This is a genomic window from Devosia sp. Micro-HW1, assembly GCF_056341075.1.
The window spans coordinates 1307855-1325615 of record NZ_CP094375.1; the positions used below are offsets into that span (position 1 = coordinate 1307855).

The 17761-nt window shown below is 62.8% G+C and carries 14 protein-coding genes; 5 read left to right on the forward strand and 9 right to left on the reverse strand.

What is annotated here, in order from left to right; translation table 11 throughout:
- Positions 1–142: 142 nt before the first annotated feature.
- The 3 genes from MQW79_RS06075 to MQW79_RS06085 all read left to right on the forward strand — a co-directional run bounded on the left by MQW79_RS06075 (position 143) and on the right by MQW79_RS06085 (position 3841).
- Positions 143–1522: a M16 family metallopeptidase gene (locus tag MQW79_RS06075; RefSeq protein WP_476587436.1), complete on the forward strand. Its 1380-nt coding sequence runs from the start codon at positions 143–145 to the stop codon at positions 1520–1522.
- Positions 1519–2862: a M16 family metallopeptidase gene (locus MQW79_RS06080; RefSeq protein ID WP_476587437.1), complete on the forward strand. Its 1344-nt coding sequence runs from the start codon at positions 1519–1521 to the stop codon at positions 2860–2862. Before MQW79_RS06075 ends, MQW79_RS06080 begins: the two co-directional genes overlap by 4 nt.
- 85 nt (positions 2863–2947) lie before the next feature.
- Positions 2948–3841 (forward strand): TolB family protein, encoded by an 894-nt coding sequence (locus tag MQW79_RS06085; RefSeq protein ID WP_476587438.1) that lies wholly within the window; start codon positions 2948–2950, stop codon positions 3839–3841.
- A gap of 63 nt (positions 3842–3904) precedes the next feature.
- Here MQW79_RS06085 and MQW79_RS06090 read toward each other — a convergent pair whose 3' ends face one another.
- On the reverse strand, positions 3905–4999 hold the full coding sequence (locus MQW79_RS06090) for a methyl-accepting chemotaxis protein (protein WP_476587439.1): 1095 nt from the start codon (positions 4997–4999) through the stop codon (positions 3905–3907).
- 231 nt (positions 5000–5230) lie between these two features.
- Entirely contained in the window at positions 5231–7405 is a 2175-nt protein-coding gene (locus tag MQW79_RS06095) for an FdhF/YdeP family oxidoreductase (protein ID WP_476587440.1), read from the reverse strand.
- Positions 7406–7537: 132 nt separating this feature from the next.
- On the opposite strand from MQW79_RS06095, the gene MQW79_RS06100 reads away from it, so the two are divergent.
- Positions 7538–8065 carry a superoxide dismutase family protein gene (locus tag MQW79_RS06100; RefSeq protein WP_476587442.1) on the forward strand — a complete coding sequence of 176 codons (528 nt, stop codon included), beginning with the start codon at positions 7538–7540 and terminating at the stop codon, positions 8063–8065.
- Positions 8066–8345: 280 nt separating this feature from the next.
- Positions 8346–8687, forward strand: a complete 342-nt coding sequence (locus tag MQW79_RS06105; protein ID WP_476587443.1) for a hypothetical protein — start codon at positions 8346–8348, stop codon at positions 8685–8687.
- On the opposite strand, the gene MQW79_RS06110 is transcribed toward MQW79_RS06105, so the two are convergent.
- From MQW79_RS06110 to MQW79_RS06140, 7 genes are all read right to left on the reverse strand, one after another.
- Complete coding sequence (locus MQW79_RS06110; protein WP_476587445.1) at positions 8688–9503, reverse strand: ABC transporter permease; 816 nt, start codon at positions 9501–9503, stop codon at positions 8688–8690.
- Positions 9500–10255, reverse strand: coding sequence for an ABC transporter ATP-binding protein (locus tag MQW79_RS06115; RefSeq protein WP_476588191.1), 756 nt, complete (start codon positions 10253–10255; stop codon positions 9500–9502). The genes MQW79_RS06110 and MQW79_RS06115 overlap by 4 nt, the downstream gene beginning before the upstream one ends.
- A gap of 186 nt (positions 10256–10441) precedes the next feature.
- Complete coding sequence (locus MQW79_RS06120; protein ID WP_476587447.1) at positions 10442–11470, reverse strand: ABC transporter substrate-binding protein; 1029 nt, start codon at positions 11468–11470, stop codon at positions 10442–10444.
- Between the two features lie 142 nt (positions 11471–11612).
- The gene (locus MQW79_RS06125) at positions 11613–12077 is read right to left on the reverse strand and encodes an Lrp/AsnC family transcriptional regulator (RefSeq protein ID WP_476587448.1); all 465 of its coding nucleotides are present in this window, start codon (positions 12075–12077) and stop codon (positions 11613–11615) included.
- Between the two features lie 107 nt (positions 12078–12184).
- Complete coding sequence (locus tag MQW79_RS06130; RefSeq protein ID WP_476587449.1) at positions 12185–12937, reverse strand: hypothetical protein; 753 nt, start codon at positions 12935–12937, stop codon at positions 12185–12187.
- Between the two features lie 404 nt (positions 12938–13341).
- On the reverse strand, positions 13342–14271 hold the full coding sequence (locus MQW79_RS06135; RefSeq protein ID WP_476587450.1) for a response regulator: 930 nt from the start codon (positions 14269–14271) through the stop codon (positions 13342–13344).
- Entirely contained in the window at positions 14258–17671 is a 3414-nt protein-coding gene (locus MQW79_RS06140) for a hybrid sensor histidine kinase/response regulator (RefSeq protein WP_476587451.1), read from the reverse strand. The genes MQW79_RS06135 and MQW79_RS06140 overlap by 14 nt, the downstream gene beginning before the upstream one ends.
- Positions 17672–17761: the final 90 nt, after the last annotated feature.

The window sequence follows — 17761 nt, forward strand, 5'->3', positions numbered from 1 at the left end:
GCGCGATCCTCAAAGGTAAAGGAATTTGTGCCGTATTTAGGGGATAGCCCCGTGCGAGGCAACCGCCGGGGTTGATCGCAGGATTTGTCCCCAATACCCATAGCCGCGCTCCCTCGTGAGCCAAACAGGGAGGTCCGCGACCATGCACCGCTTCTTTCTGGCCGTTTCCGCCGCTGTCATCCTGGCGGCCCCCTCCGCGGGGCAGGATCAGCTCGCCTCCCCTGCAACGCATTTTACGCTCGAGAACGGTCTCGAACTGGTAGTGATTCCCGACCGGCGTGCGCCGATCGTCACCCACATGATCTGGTATCGCGTTGGCGGCGCGGATGATCCCGCCGGCCAGTCCGGGGTCGCCCACTTCCTTGAGCATCTGATGTTCAAGGGCACCAAAAAATACCCTTCTGGCACCCTGGATCGGATAGTCACTGAACTGGGCGGCGGCACCAACGCCTTTACCAATGCCGACGTGACTGCCTATTTCCAGACCGTTCCGCCCGACGCGCTTGACGAGATGATGGACATCGAGGCCGACCGGATGCGCAATCTGGTTCTTCTGCCCGATGTGATCGCGTCGGAACGATCGGTTGTTCTCGACGAGCGCCGGCAACGCGTCGAAGCGCAGCCACAGTCGATCCTTGCCGAAGAGATCAACGCCACCCTCTTCCAGAACCATCCCTACCGCATCCCCGTCATTGGCTGGGAACACGAGATCGCCGATCTGAGCCGCGAGGACGCGCTCACCTTCTATGATCGCTACTACGCCCCCAACAACGCCCTGGTCGTCGTCACCGGCGATGTAGAGCCCGCGGCCGTGCTGGCGCTGGCCGAAGAGACCTATGGGCGGGTGCCACGCGGACCGGACCTGCCCCAGCGCCAGCGCCCCCAGGAACCGCCGCAGGATACCAGCCGCACCGTGACCTATGCCGATGCGCGGGTCACCCTGCCAAGTTTTTCACGCAATTGGGTTGTGCCGAGCTATCGCCTCGCCGCCGATGGTGAGGCTGAGGCGCTCGACGTGCTCTCGGCCGTGCTCAGCGACGGCATGCGCAGCCGGCTCTATCAGAAACTGGTGGTGCAAACGGGCATGGCCGCCAGCGCCGGTGCCAGCTATGCCGGTTCGTCCTATGACTACGGCACATTCGCCCTCTACGGCACGCCGCGCCCCGGCACCACGCTTGATGCGCTCGAACAGGCCATCTATGCCGAAATCGACGCCATCATCGCCGACGGCATCACCGAAGCGGAACTCGACCGGGTAAAGACCCGCTACATCCGCAGCACCATTTTCGCGCGCGACGACCAAGGCAACATGGCCCAGACCTACGGCGTCTGGCTCACCACCGGGCGCACCATCGACGATGTCGCCGCCTGGCCCGACCGCATTCGCGCGGTCAGCATCGAACAGGTCCAGGCCGTTGCCCAGAAATACCTGCGACCAGAAAACGCAGTGACCGGATACCTGCTGCCCAAAACCAGCGATCTCCCGCCAGAACGGAACCAGGCCGAGGAGAGCCAGCCATGATCCGTCTCACTCCCTTGCGCCGCGCCTTGATGGCCCTCGCGACACCCCTCCTGCTGCTCGTGGCGGCGGCCCCGGCCCGGGCCGAAGTAGCTTTCCGCGAATTCACCTCACCGGGCGGGATTACAGCCTGGATGGTCGAGGACTACACCGTCCCAATCATCACCATGGCCTTCTCCTTTGATGGCGGCGCCGCCCAGGACCCCGATGCGCTTCTGGGCCGCGCAACCCTCATGACCACGCTGTTCGACGAAGGCGCAGGTACGCTTGGCAGCGACGCCTTCCAGACGCAACAGGACGTGGTCGGGCTGGAAATGGGCTTTTCGGCCAGCCAGGATTCCTTCAGTGGCTTTGCGCGCATGCTGGCAGATGAACGCGAAGGCGCAACGGACCTCCTCACCCTCGCAGTCACCGAACCGCGTTTCGACCAGAATGCCATCGACCGTATGCGGTCCCAGCTCGTCGCCAGCCTCGTGGCCCGCTCACAGGACCCCGGCTACGCCGCCGGACGGATGTGGAACGAGGCACTTTTTGGCGACCACCCCTATGGCCGCCCGGTAGAAGGCACCGTGGAAACGCTCGAAGCGATCACTGCCGACGACCTCCGCGCCCTGCACGGCGCCATTTTCGCCCGCGGCAACCTCACAATCGGCATTGTCGGCGCACTCGACGAAGCAGCGGCCGGCGCCTTGATCGATCAGGTCTTCGGAAGTCTGCCGCAGGAGGCTGAGCTCACGGGCATTCCCGATGCCGAACTGACTTTCGGTCAGTCAATGGCAGTGGATTATCCCCTGCCCCAGACCGTGATCAATCTCGCCTGGCCCGGCATTGCCGAGACCGACGATGACTTCTTCGCCGCCTATCTGATGACCGAAATGCTGGCCGGCGGAAGCCTTCTGTCCGAGCTGAATGTGGAAGTCCGCGAAAAGCGCGGCCTCAGCTATGGCGTCTCCGGCAGCCTGGTCAATCTCGATCATGCCGATGCCCTGACCATCGGCACCGCCACCCGTCCGGACCAGGCCGCCGAGGCCATCGAGGTCATCAGGGCCACCATTGCGCGCATGGCCGCCGACGGTCCCGATCCGGAAGCCCTTGAACGCACCAAGCGTTTTCTGATCGGCGCCTATCCCCTCAACCAGCTGCGCTCGTCGGTCGCCATCGCCGGCGCCATGGTCGGCCAGCAGATGCGCGACCTGCCCATCGACTATGTCGACGAGCGTGCCCGCCGGATCGAAGCCGTGACGCCTGACGACGTCAGGGCCGTCGCCGGACGCATCTTTGCCGATGAACCGAGCCTGTTGCTTCTCGGCCCCGGCGCAGGCGAGGCCGACACCGCTGAATGAAGAGCGCGGGGCCCCGCCCCGTTGCCAGCCCGGCTGAAATCACCCTAGGTTCGGACCATCCTTTCCTTTGCGGTGTATCCCAGAAGTGTCCATCACCTTTCCCCGCCGTGGCCGCACCCTCGCCGCCGGGCAGCGTTCCGAACTGACCATTATTGACCTCGACGGCAACAGCGACGTGGTCTTCACCGCCGACGAGGTCATCGAGGCGCCCAATTGGTCGCCGGATGGCCACACGCTGGTATTCAATGCCGGCGGCCGGCTTTTTCGCATCCCTGCCGCTGGCGGCACGGTCGAAGCCGTCGACACCGGCCACCTCGCTGACCTCAACAACGACCACGTGCTCTCGCCCGATGGAAGCACGATCTATGTCAGCTCCGACGATGGCCACCTTTATGCCGTGCCCTTTGCGGGCGGCAGGCCGCGCCGTGTGTCGAACACCCACGACACACCCTTCCACTACTACCTCCACGGCATTTCACCCGATGGCGCGACGCTCACCTATGTCGCCATCGAGCAGCGCAATGGCGCAAGGCAAGTGAACGTCTTTTCCATTCCCGCGGCCGGTGGCCCCGATACCCGCCTCACCGATCTCACCGTGCCCAATGACGGGCCGGAATATTCCCCAGACGGGCAGTGGATCTATTTCAACTCCGAACTGGCTGCCACGCAGCCGGGTCATGCGCAGATCTTCCGCATGAATGCAGCCGACGGCTCCGGCATCCAGCAACTGACGTCAGATGACTATGTGAACTGGTTCCCGCACCTTTCGCCCGACGGGCAGCAGGTTGTTTTCCTCAGCTACCCGCCCGGCACGCTCGGCCACCCCGCCGACAAGGATGTGCTGCTGCGCCTCATGACGCCGACGGGCGAAAACCAGCGCGTGCTCGCGAGCTTCTTTGGCGGTCAGGGCACCATCAACGTCAATTCATGGGCCCCGGACAGTCGCCGCCTCGCCTATGTGGCCTATCCCCGCGACTAGAGCGCTTCCAGCAAAAGTGGCAACGGTTTTGCGGTTCGGGAGCGCGACAAAAAATGAACCGGATCAGCCGCCCAAGCCCAGCGACGCGCGGATGCTCTCTTCGGATTCCGCGCGCTGCACGACCACGCCCCACCAGCCCAGGCCATCATATTCCTGGTAGCCCAGCGTCCTTGCGAAGGCGACGATATTGCCGGCAGTGTCGAGATAGCTCCCGCGATCGGCCCCGTCCTGGGTAGTGACAAACTGGGAAAAACGCCGGTCCGGATTGGTCGTGGCGATGACCCGCCCCTTGGCATCGAGCAGCATCACCTCGGTGCGCTCAGCCACCTGCGGCGACAGGGCCGCCTCGGTCTCGACAATGGAGCGGCCCTGCGCCTGCCAGTCGAAATAGACGCCGAGCGCGCCCAGCGCCGGTCCGTCATTGCGCCCCCCGGCGCGCACGGCGGTGGAATAGACCAGCACTTCGCGCTTGTCGTGATGCGGGCTTTCCATCACCTCGCCCACGGCATAGTCGTCGCCGCTTTTGGTATTCATGGCGCCACGGAACCAGCTTTCGCGCGACAGGTCGGCACCCAGCAGCGCCTTGGCATGACCAGGATTGGCGCTCGCCACCACCCGTCCGCGGGCATCGGTCAGCACCAGGTCGGAATAGACCGTATAGAACCGGTTTATGGTTGCCAGCCGCTGGGCGGCAAAGCGGCGTGCCTCGGCGTCGTCCCCCTCCAGCGCCTGCCAGAAGGCGGTATCGGTGGCCCACCAGCGGACATCCGCGGTGCGTTCATAGAGATTTCGCACGATCAGCTGGACGAGCGTCTGCGCCAGATCGGTCAGGCGCGCGCCTTCCATTTCGTCGACCAGCGTGCCGGACATGGCCCGCCCCAAGCTGATCCGGCCAATAAGTACATCCTGGAACCGCGCGGCAATATCGGCGGCGCTCTCGGCCAGGCGCTGCACTTCATTGGCAACAACGGCAAAGCCCTTGCCCGCATCTCCGGCCCGCGCCGCTTCGATGATGGCATTGACCGCCAGCAGCTTGGTCTGTTTGACGATCTGCAGGTTGCCCACCGAATAGGTGTGCAATTCCTGCCCGATCCCCTCCATCACCACCCGCATGGCGCGGGGAGAGGCGGCGAGCTCGTTCTTGGCGCGACTTTCCATGGCTGGACTTCCGAAGTGACGCTTCGAGCGCTGAACAGATTGCCCGGACCGACCGCAGCAAAACCCTCATGCCCCGGCGAATACTAGGAATTTTTTGGTAAACGGCCCGTAAATACTGCAAGAATGTGCAGCATACACTTATATTGACTATATTATGTGCATTGCGCCAAACAACTTCGCAATCCAGCAGGATCGAACTTTGCAGCCGCCCTCGTATTGGGCAAAAAAAATCTAGTTCGACGCCCGCACCTCGACCGGCACGGATTTGAAAGCCGGTGTCTTGCTCCGCGGATCGACCGCCGTCCCCACCAGTACATTGGCCTCGGGGTAGTAGGCCAGCACCGAACCGCGGGGCAGATCGAACAACGTGGCCACGCCCTCCATCTGCCCAGCCTCGGACAATACCACCACGCTCTGGCCTTCGCTCAGCCCGCGTGCCGCCATGTCGTCCTTGTTGAGGAAGACCGCGTTGCGCCCCGCCTTGCCGCGATAGCTGTCGGTTTCCTCATAGATGATCGAATTGAACTGGCCCTCGCTGCGCACCGTGGCGAGCATCATCTGCCCCTCGACTAGCCTGGGCACGGGTGTCACGACAAAATGCGCTCGGCCGTCCGGCGTGCCAAATTCGGGCTCATGCAGCACCCGGTTGCGGATGTGAAACTCCTGTTTGGCCACGTCGATATCGGCCAGCTCCTCCATGCCGGGCACGATGGCAGCGATGGCGTCGCGCAGTTTCGAATGGCCCGAGAATGCCTCGAAATCGATCCGCGAATGCGGCAGCATCCGCTTGCCCAACTGCCCGAGGATCCAGCTTTCCGGGCGCACCGTCTCGATGCGGGTAATCCCGCCATCGGAGAGCCGCACGAAGTTGAACATGGATTCCTGCGTCGTCGGCTCCCATTCCTCGTCGCGCGCCGTCACCGGCAGGATCATCACCTCACCCGTCCCGACGCCATGCACATGCCCCTGGTTGAGCGTGGTGGTGAGAAAGAGCTTGAAGCCGATCTGCTCCATGGCCCGCGTCGAAAAGGCCGTGTCCGGCGTTGCCGCCCAGAGATTGCCGCCCATGATCACGGCCGCATCGATTTCACCCGCTTCGGCCCGCCGCATGCAGGCCATGGTGTCGAGCCCCTTTTCCTCCGGAAAAGTCACGCCGAAGGCCTCTTCCATGCGCTTGAGTACGTCCCGCGCCAGCACCGGCTTCACCCCGATCGTGCCGATACCCTGGACGTTCGAATGGCCGCGCAATGGCAAAAGGCCAGCAAAACGCCGCCCGACCATGCCGCGCAGCAGCGCCAGGTTGGCAATGGCCTCAACATTGGCCACCCCGTGCACATGGTGGGTCATCCCCATGCCCCAGGCGAAGACGGCATGCTGCGAGCGACCATAGGCGGCCGCGACGCGCGCAATCTCGTCGCGGGCAAGGCCACAGGCCCCGGTGATCTCATCCCAGGTCAGCGCGCTGATGTCAGCCACGAACGCCTCGAACCCTGCGCCATGCCCGGCAATGAAATCGCGGTCCTCCGTCCCCTGTTCCAGCACGGCCTTGCAGAGCCCCTTGAACAGCGAAATGTCCGAGCCGATCCGTGGCTGCAGATAGTCCGAGGCGATGTCGCTGCCACCCTTGAGCATCGAGACGGGCGATTTCGGCACCGCAAACTTGACCAGCCCCGGCTCTTTCGCCGGATTGATGACGATCACCTGCCCACCGCGTTCACGGCAGTTCTTGAGCATGTGTATGAAGCGCGGATGATTGGACGAGGGATTCGCACCGATGACAAAGATCAGATCGGCTCCGGTAAGATCCTCGAGCTCGATGGTCGCCGTGCCCTTGCCGATGGTCGTCGCCAGTCCCTCGCTGGTGGCCTGGTGGCAATAGTAGGAGCAGTTGTTGACATTGTTGGTGCCATAGGCCCGTGCCAGCAACTGGAACAGGAACCCTGCCTCGTTGGACGATCGCCCGGAGGAATAGAAGAAAGTCCGGTTCGGATTGACTCCCGCCAGTCGCTGCGCGGCATGATTGAGCGCATCGTCCCAGCTGACGGGCTCGAACCGGCTTCCCCCGGCGCGCCGGAACAGCGGCGTGCCCAGCCGCCCCAATTGCTCCATTTCACGCCCGGTCAGCTCGGCCAGGTCGTCGATCGTATGCTCGAATATGCTGCGCGGGATAGCCGGCTGGATATCGGTCGATTGCGCCTGCACGCTCTTGTTGCAGACCGAGGGAAACTCTCCCAGCTCATTGGTCATGCCGCCATTCTGCCCACCCATGCCATAGGCACAGGCCTTGCAGGTATTCTTGGCAGTCAGCGCCTTGGCCGCCTTGCCCACACCAATCCGGTTGATGGTGGCTAGGGTGTAAAGGACCTTCTTTGGTCCCCCGCCCACGATCTGGTTGATATCGCTCACACTGCTTCTCCCACGCCGCCATTGTCGGCGTCTCGATCGGCCAAGGCAAGCGATCAACTCTTACCATGCGGAGCCGATCCTGGGGAACGCACGGCAGGCAGCACCGTTGGACGCGCTGGAAACAAAGGAAAAATGACCATGCGAACTCTTGCCAGCCTGTCCTTCGCCACCCTGTTGCTTGCGACCCCCGCTATCGCTCAGGAAGCGCAGGGCACCCTGATTGACCTGAACGGCCAGGAGGCCGGTACCATCACTTTCAGCCAGAGCGATGGCGCTGTCGCCATAACCGGCCACGCCATGGGTCTGGAGCCCGGCGAGCATGGCATTCATTTCCACGAAACCGGCGACTGTGATGCCACGGGAAAGTTTGAATCCGCCGGCGCTCACTTCAATCCCGGCGACCATCAGCATGGCCTCGAAAACCCCGAAGGTCCGCATGCCGGCGACCTGCCGAACCTCACCGCCGACGACGATGGGATGGCAGACATCAACCTCACCTCCGAGACCATCTCGCTGATCGAAGGCTCGGATGGCTATGTCTTTGACGAGGACGGCACCGCTGTGGTCATCCACGCCGAAGCAGACGATCAGGTGACCGATCCCTCCGGCAATTCCGGCGACAGGCAGTTCTGTGCCGTCATTGAGGCGGCCGTGCAGTAGTGCTGGCACATGCGGGTGGTCTTAAGGCCACCCGCCGCCCACACGCAATGCATTTGCGCCTGGCGTCAGGCTCGACTAATCTCATTTCATGACAAGCACGACCGACATTGGCGCGGCCAGCGCTACCCCGTCCCGCGGATCTCTTATGGGATGCGCAGCGTCATTCGTCTTTATTGTGGGCGGACACTTCGTCTACCCTGCCTCTGCCCCGGTCTCCGACGCGATACCGGATCGCCTGACCTGCTACCTGCCTTACCTCGCGGGCGTCGCGGCGCCCTTGATGATTGGGCTTATTCGACAGGGCAGGAGCCGCTTTGCCCCCCTCGGCAGCACACCAATCCATGATGCGCACGCCCTCGAGCAGAACGACTATGTGCAGACCACCGTCGCGCTGATGCTTCCAGCGGTCCTGGTCCATCTGTCGCTGCTCGCGACCCTGCCCTATGCGTGGCTGAACGTCGCGCCGCTGATGGCCCTGTGGTTTGTCATCGCCACCCTGACCCTGCTCCTCGGCTACAGACGCCCTGCAGCGCGGGCCTTCGGCTACGCCGCTGCCCTTGCGCCCAGCGTCGTCGGCGCGCTTGCCGTACCGGTCCTTTCGGTCTGGAACGCGCTCACCTGATCACTGCGCCATGGTCGAGCGGTGCGCCCAGCCGGTCATCCGCTTTTCCACCCATGCCATCAGGGCGTACATGGCGATGCCCTCGACGGCCAGCATCAGCAGGCCCGCGAATACAAGCGGCACGTTGAAGTTCGACTGTGCCGAGGCCATCATGTTGCCCAGCCCCGAATTGGACGCCACTGTCTCGCTCACCACCGAGCCCACAAAGGCCAGGGTGATCGCCACTTTCAGGGAGCCGAAGAAATACGGCATCGAGCGGGGAATACCGACTTTCAGCATGATATCGAGCTTCTTGGCCCCGAGCGCGCGCAGCACGTCTTCAGTTTCGGGCTCGATGGTCGCAAGGCCAGTCGCCACGTTGACGACGATCGGGAAGAACGAGATCAGGAAGGCCGTCAGCACCGCCGGCACCGTGCCGATGCCGAACCAGATGACCAGGATTGGCACCAGCGCCACTTTGGGAATGGCATTGAACCCCACCATGATCGGATAAAGCCCGGCATAGATGGTCTTGGACCAGCCGATGAAGAGCCCGATCCCCAGGCCTGCCACGATGGCGATGATGAATCCGAGCACGGTCGTATAGAGGGTCTGCAGCGAATTCTTCCAGATCGGCGACCAGTACTGGACGATGGCTTCAAAAACCCGCGTCGGCGTCGGGAAGATCGTATGCGGCAGGCCCGACAGGCGCACGCCGGCTTCCCAGATCACGAACAGCCCCACCGTATAGAGCAGTGGCGAAAGCCGGACCCAGTTGATCTTGAAATTTGGCCGGGGTGGCGTGGCGACGGGTGTGACAGTCTCGACGGCACTCATGCTGCGGCCCTCGCAGTGGCAATTTCCCCGTGCAGCTTCTGCACCATATCGTTGAAAGCTGGCTCATAGAGCAGTTCCAGCTGCCGTGGTCGCTCGAAGGGCACGACATGCTCGGAAATCACCCTGCCCGGCCGGGCGCTCATCACCACCACCTTGTCGGCGAGGAACACGCTTTCCCTCAGGTCATGCGTCACCAGCACGATGGTCACGCCCTGCGCTGCATGCAGGTCGCGGATTACGCACCACAGCTCTTCGCGGGTGAACGCATCGAGCGCGCCGAACGGCTCGTCCAGCATCAGCAGTTCCGGCTCGTGGATCAGCGCCCGGCAGAGATTGGCGCGTTGCTGCATGCCGCCCGACAGCTGCCAGGGGAACTTGTCGCCAAAGCCTTTGAGGCCGACCGTTTCCAGCAACTTTTCCGCCTTGGCGACATACTCGGCCTTGTGCGCCCGCAGGCGGTGGCGATGCTTTTCGACGATTTCGAGCGGCAGCAGGATGTTTTGCAGCGTCGTCCGCCAGGGCAGCATGGTCGGGTTCTGGAAAGCCATGCCAACGATTGAGACCGGCTTGGTCACCTGGCTATTGGCGACGATCACGGCACCGGTCTGCGGAATGTGCAGCCCCGTCGTCAGCTTCATCAACGTGGACTTGCCGCAACCGGAAGGACCGACCACGGCGACGAACTCGCCGCGATCGATTTTCAGGTTGAGCCCGCTCACCGCCAGCGTGCCATCCGGCCCGCCATAGCGCATGTCGACATTCTCGATGGAAACCAGGGGCGTGGCCAATGGCGCCTCCGCTCTTGAGTAAAAAAGGACCCGCCCCGAAACCATTCCCGTTCCCTCGGAAGAATGGTTCGGGGCGGATAGCCCGGGCGTCCCTTAATCACCCGGGGTCCCCTCCTCCCGTTGCGGGGAGAAGGAGGAAGCTCGTTGTCCCTAGGGCAGCATGCGCTCTTCGACCGGCGGAAGGTACTGCGCGTCGAACACGTCGGCGGCGGCCACATTCCCCTGAAGGCCCATGGAAATCTTGAGCGTTTCGATGGAAGCGGCGAGGCGCGCCTCGTCGATGCCACCAAAACCGTTCTCGACCACATAGGGGGTCTTGATGTTCATGGCATTGGCCATTTCGAGACGCTCGGTCTCGGTATCGATATTGAGCGTTTCATTGCGGGCCAGCACTGCTGCGGCACCGGCGGCCGGATCGGCCACAGCATCGGCAAAGCCCTTGGCCAGCGCGCGCAGGAAGCCCTTCACGGCTTCCGGGTTTTCCTCGGCAAAGGCCTCATTGACCATGATGGCATTGCCATAAAGATTGAGGCCGTGGTCAGCGAACAGGATCGGCACAATATCCTCGTCCGGAACGCCATTGGCCTTGAGGTTGAGGATCACCGAGAAGGCGAAGCCAAAGACGCCATCCACCTCACCCGAGGCCAGCATCGGTTCACGCACGGGGAAACCGATGGATTCGAGCGTGATGGCGCTGTCGTCGATGGCAGCCACTTCCTTGAAGGCGACCCACTGGGCAAAGGCGCCATCCGGCGGCGGCGCGCCGAGCTTCTTGCCTTCGAGCGATTTAGGATCCTCGGTCACGCCGAGCGACTTGCGCCCCACCACCGAGAAGACCGGCTTGTCATAGACCATCATCACGGCCTTGACCGGCTGGGCCGGATCTTCGTCGAGGAACTTGATCAGCGAATTGATGTCGCCAAAGCCGAGCTGATAGGCGCCGGTCGCCACGCGCGGGATCGCTTCCACCGAGCCATTGCCGGTGTCGATGGTCACATTGAGACCTTCTGCGGCGAAGTGGCCATTGTCCTGCGCCAGAAGGAAACCGGCGGCCGGACCTTCAAAGCGCCAGTCCAGCGTCAGCTTGATATCGGTCTGCGCGAGCGCGGGCAGCATGCCCGCGGCACTCAGGCCGGTCGCCAGCGCCAGGGCAGCGGTAAAGTGGCGGCGTGAAAGCATGTTTTTTGACGTCCCCAATTGTTATGGGACAAATCAAGCGCAGCCTTTTCTGGCTGGCAAGCAGATTCCGACCAATATGGCGTCAGTTTTTGGCGCTGCACATATTGTGTGCATGTCGCCATTTTTTTGACAGCAGAACTGCCTAGATCGGCAGCCCTGTCCGCGCTTTCACCCTGCGGATACTCATATTGGAATGGATGCGTGCCACGCCCGGCAACCGCGCACTCAGCCGCCGATGCAGCCGCTCGAAGTCCTCGTGGTCGCGGCAGACCACGCGCAGGATATAGTCCGACTGCCCCGCCATCAGGTGACATTCAAGCACTTCGGGAATGTCCTGCACGGCAGCCTCGAAGGCATCGAGCGCGGATTCACTCTGACTGGTCAGCCCGACTTCGATGAAGAACTGCATGCCAAAGCCGAGCAGGATGGCGTCCAACTCGGCCCGATAGCCGATGATATAACCGGATTCCTCAAGAACCTTGATGCGCCGATGGCAGGCCGAAGGCGAAAGCCCCACGCTTTCCCCCAGCACCTGCACGCTGCGCTGCGAGTCGCGCTGCAATTCGCGAAGAAGCTTGCGATCAGTGGCGTCAGGCTGAGGGGGCACGGCGATCTCCGTTACTGGCGAATCCATCCCGACCATGCGACCGCCCCCGCCAGCTGACAAGCACGGCAAGGGAAAGTACCGGCCCACATGAGCGGGCCGGTTTGGGTTTAGTAAACAAACACTGTAAGCCGGCTGCCATTTTTGCTCACAGCAAAGACGCGACCGGCTGACGTTGACGAGCGATCGAGCGTCGCGGCCAGCAGCGCATCGCCGGCAATGGCCGACTGCAGCGTGTGGCCAAGGCCGGTCTGCTGCAATGCAGCGGCCAGCCAGGCGCGCAACTCGGGACAGACCGCCACCTTGCGCACATCCACACCCTGCGCCCGGCGCCAGGAATTGTCCACGCGCGTCGACAGGATCAGACGCTCGAGCTCACTGCTCGACACGCCCTGGCACCTGACATCACCGCTGCTATTGCCCACGCCGGCAATGCTGGTGCCCGGAACCAGGATGGATCCGCCACCCCCGCTCCCGCCGGCACCGCCGCCAGAACCACCGCCGGAACCACCGCCACCAATGCCGACATCGACATCAAGCAGGTCGTTTCCACCGATCCCCACGCCGATGCGGGCATTATTGTTGAGCAGCCCGACATTGGCACCCAGCCCACCCGAGCTCCCAGAGCCCACCGTGGCATTGGCCAAGTCCCCCTTGCCGACATTGAGATCAAGCACCTGGTTGTCGCCGCCAAGGCCAAGATTGACGAGGCCCGATTGGCCGGCATCACCGGATCCCAGCGTAATCAATGCCGGATCAGAAGAGCCGCCGATCAGTCCTCCCAGAAGAGATTGGGCTTGAACGGGCACGGAGGCCCCAACAATCAAAGCCAGCGTTACGCCGACTGAAATCATCAGTTTCATAGTTCATCTCCTTCAGCGACAAAACGCCGCACAGAAGACACGACTGAACCCGGAAATCAGTTCCAAACTTTGGATCAGCAAGTACAGTATACATAACAGAGATTTACGTTTTAAACTGGAGTTTAATTATAAATGCCGTCCAATTACCCATTAATTTTATTTGAAAGGACAAAAAAATAAGGGCGCGAAACCGAAGTTCCGCGCCCCTCCGGGGCAGCCTCAAAGGAGCGTCAGCCTCTGCGGCCAGCCACCGATCTATAGGCGGGGGCTCTGTTGGCAGCCCGCCGTTTGGGTCCGGGTCCTCCAAGCTTGCCCGGTTCGCTCACTCAACTCATGGCGCGCGCAGCGGTTCCCGCAAACGGGTTCTGACCATTGTTTGTGATGAGCGGCAGGGCCTTGCCGACCTAGAGGTCGAACGGGGTTTGTAGCGCCTGAATGGCCTTGATCGCGGCCGAAGCACGATTTTCCACGCCAAGCTTGGCATAGACTTGCTCGAGATGCTTGTTCACGGTACGCGGCGACAGGCCCAGGATGTCGCCGATATCGCGATTGGATTTGCCGCGCGCGATCCACAGCAACACATCGCTTTCGCGCGCCGTCAGCCCGAAATACTGCCGCAGTGCCTCTTCCTGGCCCTCTTCCTGCGCGCGGGCGATGCGGAACAGGTATTCGTCCCCGCCCACGACGCCGAGAAAGGCAAATTGCAACCCCGGCGCGATGGCGACATCGAGATCAAACCCGCCACCGGGCGCAATGTCGCTTCCAGCAGCCAGTCGCCACCCCACGAACTGCCGGGACATGACTGGCTGCACCGCTGCATCGACGCCCGACCGCTCCAGCAATCTGTTGGCCTGTGGCGTCGACCACAGCACCGCCCCTTCCGGCCCGAAGGCGACCAGATGCCGGCCAGCCGCATCGAGCGCGATACGCGCGCTCTGCGCCCGCCGCGCATTGGCCAGGTGCACCCGGATGCGGGCGCGCAATTCGTCGACATTGATGGGCTTGGAAAGGTAGTCCACGCCGCCGCTTTCGAGCGCATGCACGATATGCTCGGTCTCGGTCAGCCCGGTCATGAAGATAACAGGTACGTGGGTCAGCGAGGCCAATGCCTTCATCTGCCGGCACGTCTCGAACCCGTCCAGCCCCGGCATGACCGCATCCATCAGCACCACGTCGGGCGTCACCCGTTCGACGATCTTGAGCGCCGCCTCGCCCGAGCGCGCCACCAGCACGGTGACACCGGCCTGTTCCAGCGCCGTAGTGAGGAAGCCCAATGACTCGGGCGAGTCATCGACCAGGAGGACAATGTCCTGTTCCCTCTCAATCCGGCTCATTGCCCACCCGTTCCAGCGTCTCGGCGAACCCGTCGAAATCGAAATCCCGCATGTGGCGCCTCAGGGCGTCCACAAGCGGCTGGTTGGCAGGATCAGATGCCAGCTCCTCCAGCTTGGCATCAATCCCCCGCACATGCCCGATTTGCCCGAGTTCGGCCAGGTCACGCAAGGGCTCCACCCCTGGCGACCGCATTTTTGCCGGCGCCGGCGGCCTGTCTGGCGCTGCATGCGTCCATTCAAGTTCCAGATGCGCCCCCAGCTTGTCGATCAGCTGGCTGATATCGAACGGCTTTGCCAGTGTATCGCTATGACCGGCATCGGCACTGGTGGGATTGGCGCCGTCCCCGATATTGGCCGAGAGCATGATGATCGGGGCGACAATGCCGCGCTGCCGCAACACCTGCACCAGTTCCCACCCGCTCATGCCGGGCATGCGGATATCGACGAAGAACAGGTCGGGGTAACCGCTTGCGGTCACTGCGGCCTGACCCAGCGCTTGAGCGTGCTGCGGGTGGGCGGGAAGCTTCGCCAGACACGCCTCAGCGCTTCCCGCCGTCAGCACATCGAAGCCCAGGGGAGTCAGCATTTCGCGCATCATTTCGCGATGGTCGTCATTGTCGTCCACCACCATCAGGCTGCGTCGCGCCCCCTTGTAGCCAAGGATGGCCCGAGCCGGTGCTATCAGCTTGCTCGGCCGCTCCACCTTGGCCAGCATAAGCCGCGCCTGGAAGCGCGTGCCCACGCCCACCGTGCTCGATACGGTGATTTCCCCGCCCAGCGTTTCCGTCAGCAGCTTGGTGATGGTCAGCCCCAGCCCCAGCCCGGGCGTAAAGCGGTTGCGCTCCGCCTCGCCGCGCACAAAGGGCTCGAAAATGTGGTCGAGGTCACCAGGTGAAATGCCGCTGCCGCTGTCCTCGACGGTAAAACTGGCCACCTGCATCCGATAGCCCACTTCGAAGCTCACATGGCCCACGCTGGTGAACTTGATCGCGTTCGAGAGGAGGTTGACGAGGATCTGCCGCAGCCGTTTCTCGTCCGTGCGCACATGCGTCGGCAGCGACGGCGATCGCACATGCCGGAACTCGAGCCCCTTGGCCTCGGCCTGCAGGCGGAACATGTCGACGATCTGGTCGAGGAAGTCCTGGATATTGATTTCGTTCGTATAGACCTGCAGCCGCCCCGCCTCGATCTTGGAAATGTCGAGCAGCCCGTCGATCAGCCCCGACAGGTGCTCGGCACTGCGGCGGATCACCTGCGCCGAGCCACGCCGGTTCTCCGGCAGGTCCGCATCGCGCTCAAGGATCTGAGCATAGCCCATCACCGCGTTGAGCGGCGTGCGCAATTCATGGCTGAGACCCACCACATAGCGGCTCTTGGCCTGGTTGGCGGCTTCGGCCTTTTCCTTGGCCCGCTGCAATGCGGCATCGGTCTTGCCGTGGGCGTCGATTTCCTTGAGCAGCAGCGTGTTCTGGCGCGAACTTTCCTCCTCGGCCACGAGGCGGCTGTCATGCGCCAGCACCAGGAACCAGGTCATGACCCCGGCCGCCACCGCCAGCACGAAGAATACCACCAGCAGCGTTCCGCCCACGACGTCGGCGGTGTGCGGGGCCGAGCGGCTGGCGAAATAGTAGATCAGCCCCAGCGTGCTTCCCAGCATGACCAGCGCCAGACCCATGGAAATGCCGTAGCGGCCCAACCGCGACTGCAACTTGTCTATGGCCCATTGCGGCAGCACCGTCGCCGCCACCGCATGGGTCTGCGCCCGGAAATGCGCATGCGGCTTGCACATGTCGTGGCAGCGCGCATCGAGCGAACAGCAGAGCGAGCAGATCGGCGCCGCATAGGCCGGGCACCAGGCCATGTCCTCAGGCTCGAACGGATGCTCGCAGATCGAGCAGGTCAGCGATGTCTTCGACGCCCAGGATTTGCGCGGCTTGCGTGCCAGGTAATACTTGCCCCGGGTTATCCACGCGATGGCGGGCGAGGCGATGAAGCAGACAACCAGCGCGATATAGGGCGCCAGCGCGGAAGCGGTCTCGCCGAAGGCGCCGAAATGGGCGGTGAGCGCAATGGTCGCCGAAATCAGCATCGACCCGACACCCACCGGATTGATGTCATAGAGATGGGCGCGCTTGAACTCGATGCCCGGCGGCGCCAGGCCCAGCGGCTTGTTGACAAACAGGTCGGCCGAAATCGTGCAGAGCCAGGCCATGGCGATGATCGAGAAAATGCCCAGCGTCTCTTCCAGCAGCCGGTAGATGCCCAGCTCCATCAGCAGGAGCGCAATGGCCACATTGAACAGCAGCCAGACGACGCGCCCCGGATGGCTATGGGTCAGCCGCGAAAAGAAGTTCGACCAGGCCAGCGATCCCGCATAGGCATTCATCACGTTGATCTTGAGCTGGCTGACCACCACGAACACGGCCATCAGCATCAGGGCCACGAATTCGTTGGGGATCATGTAGCCAAAGGCGACCGCATACATGTAGCCCGGCTCCGAGGCATGCTCGGGCGACACCCCGGCCGACAACGCGAGGAAAGCCAGGAATGAACCGGCGATCAGCTTGGGCGCGCCCACCACCACCCAGCCGGCGCCGGCCAGGAAAATGCCGATCTTGTGCCGCCATTTTGGCGCCCCTTCCGCCGGCAGGAAGCGCAGAAAGTCCACCTGCTCGCCGATCTGCGTCATCAGCGCCAGGATCACCGCCGAGGCCGCGCCGAAACTCGCCAATTGGAAGGGCGCAATCGTGCCCGCCGCGCCTTCCGGCTGTCCCAGCCCGGCAAAGGCCCGCCACAGGTCGAACTTCTCCCAGTCCATGAAGGCGATGAAGAAGAAGGGCAGGATATTGAGCACGATCCAGATCGGCTGCGTCAGCATCTGGAAGGACGAAATCATGCGGATGCCATGCGTCACCAGCGGGATGACCACCAGTGCCGAAATGATATGCCCGATCCAGAGTGGAATGCCGAAGGCCAGTTGCAACGCGCTCGACATGATCGAGGCTTCGATGGCGAAAAGGATAAAGGTGAAGCTGGCATAGATCAGCGAGGTGATCGTCGAGCCGATATACCCAAAGCTCGCCCCACGCGTCAGCAGGTCCACGTCCACGCCGTGGCGCGTGGCATAGCGCGAGATCGGCACGCCCACGAGCAGGATGGCGATCGAGGCAATGACGATGGCGATAAGCGCGTTGGTGGTGCCGTAGCTCAGCGTGATCGCCCCGCCTATGGCTTCGAGCGCCAGGAAGGAGATGGCGCCGATGGCCGTCTGCGAGATTCGGTCATTGGAAAAGCGTCGCGCCGACTTGGCGGTGAAGCGCAGCGCATAGTCTTCCAGGGTCTGGTTGGCCACCCAGCGATTGTATTCGCGCCTGATCGGAATGATCCGCTGCCGTGCCATATTCGCCTAGACCTTAACCAATAAGGGGTGCTGCCCAAAAAATCACCAATGCCTGAATAGCATGGATTTGGCGAAAATCACGCGGTTTTT

Excerpts from the sequence above, each read along its gene's own strand:
- MQW79_RS06110 (WP_476587445.1), bottom strand. The coding sequence starts at position 9,503 with ATGAGTGCCGTCGAGACTGTCACACCCGTCGCCACGCCACCCCGGCCA.
- MQW79_RS06135 (WP_476587450.1), bottom strand. The coding sequence starts at position 14,271 with ATGAGCCGGATTGAGAGGGAACAGGACATTGTCCTCCTGGTCGATGAC.
- MQW79_RS06080 (WP_476587437.1), top strand. The coding sequence starts at position 1,519 with ATGATCCGTCTCACTCCCTTGCGCCGCGCCTTGATGGCCCTCGCGACA.
- MQW79_RS06140 (WP_476587451.1), bottom strand. The coding sequence starts at position 17,671 with ATGGCACGGCAGCGGATCATTCCGATCAGGCGCGAATACAATCGCTGG.
- MQW79_RS06120 (WP_476587447.1), bottom strand. The coding sequence starts at position 11,470 with ATGCTTTCACGCCGCCACTTTACCGCTGCCCTGGCGCTGGCGACCGGC.
- MQW79_RS06105 (WP_476587443.1), top strand. The coding sequence starts at position 8,346 with ATGATTGGGCTTATTCGACAGGGCAGGAGCCGCTTTGCCCCCCTCGGC.
- MQW79_RS06075 (WP_476587436.1), top strand. The coding sequence starts at position 143 with ATGCACCGCTTCTTTCTGGCCGTTTCCGCCGCTGTCATCCTGGCGGCC.
- MQW79_RS06090 (WP_476587439.1), bottom strand. The coding sequence starts at position 4,999 with ATGGAAAGTCGCGCCAAGAACGAGCTCGCCGCCTCTCCCCGCGCCATG.
- MQW79_RS06130 (WP_476587449.1), bottom strand. The coding sequence starts at position 12,937 with ATGAAACTGATGATTTCAGTCGGCGTAACGCTGGCTTTGATTGTTGGG.
- MQW79_RS06100 (WP_476587442.1), top strand. The coding sequence starts at position 7,538 with ATGACCATGCGAACTCTTGCCAGCCTGTCCTTCGCCACCCTGTTGCTT.
- MQW79_RS06115 (WP_476588191.1), bottom strand. The coding sequence starts at position 10,255 with ATGCGCTATGGCGGGCCGGATGGCACGCTGGCGGTGAGCGGGCTCAAC.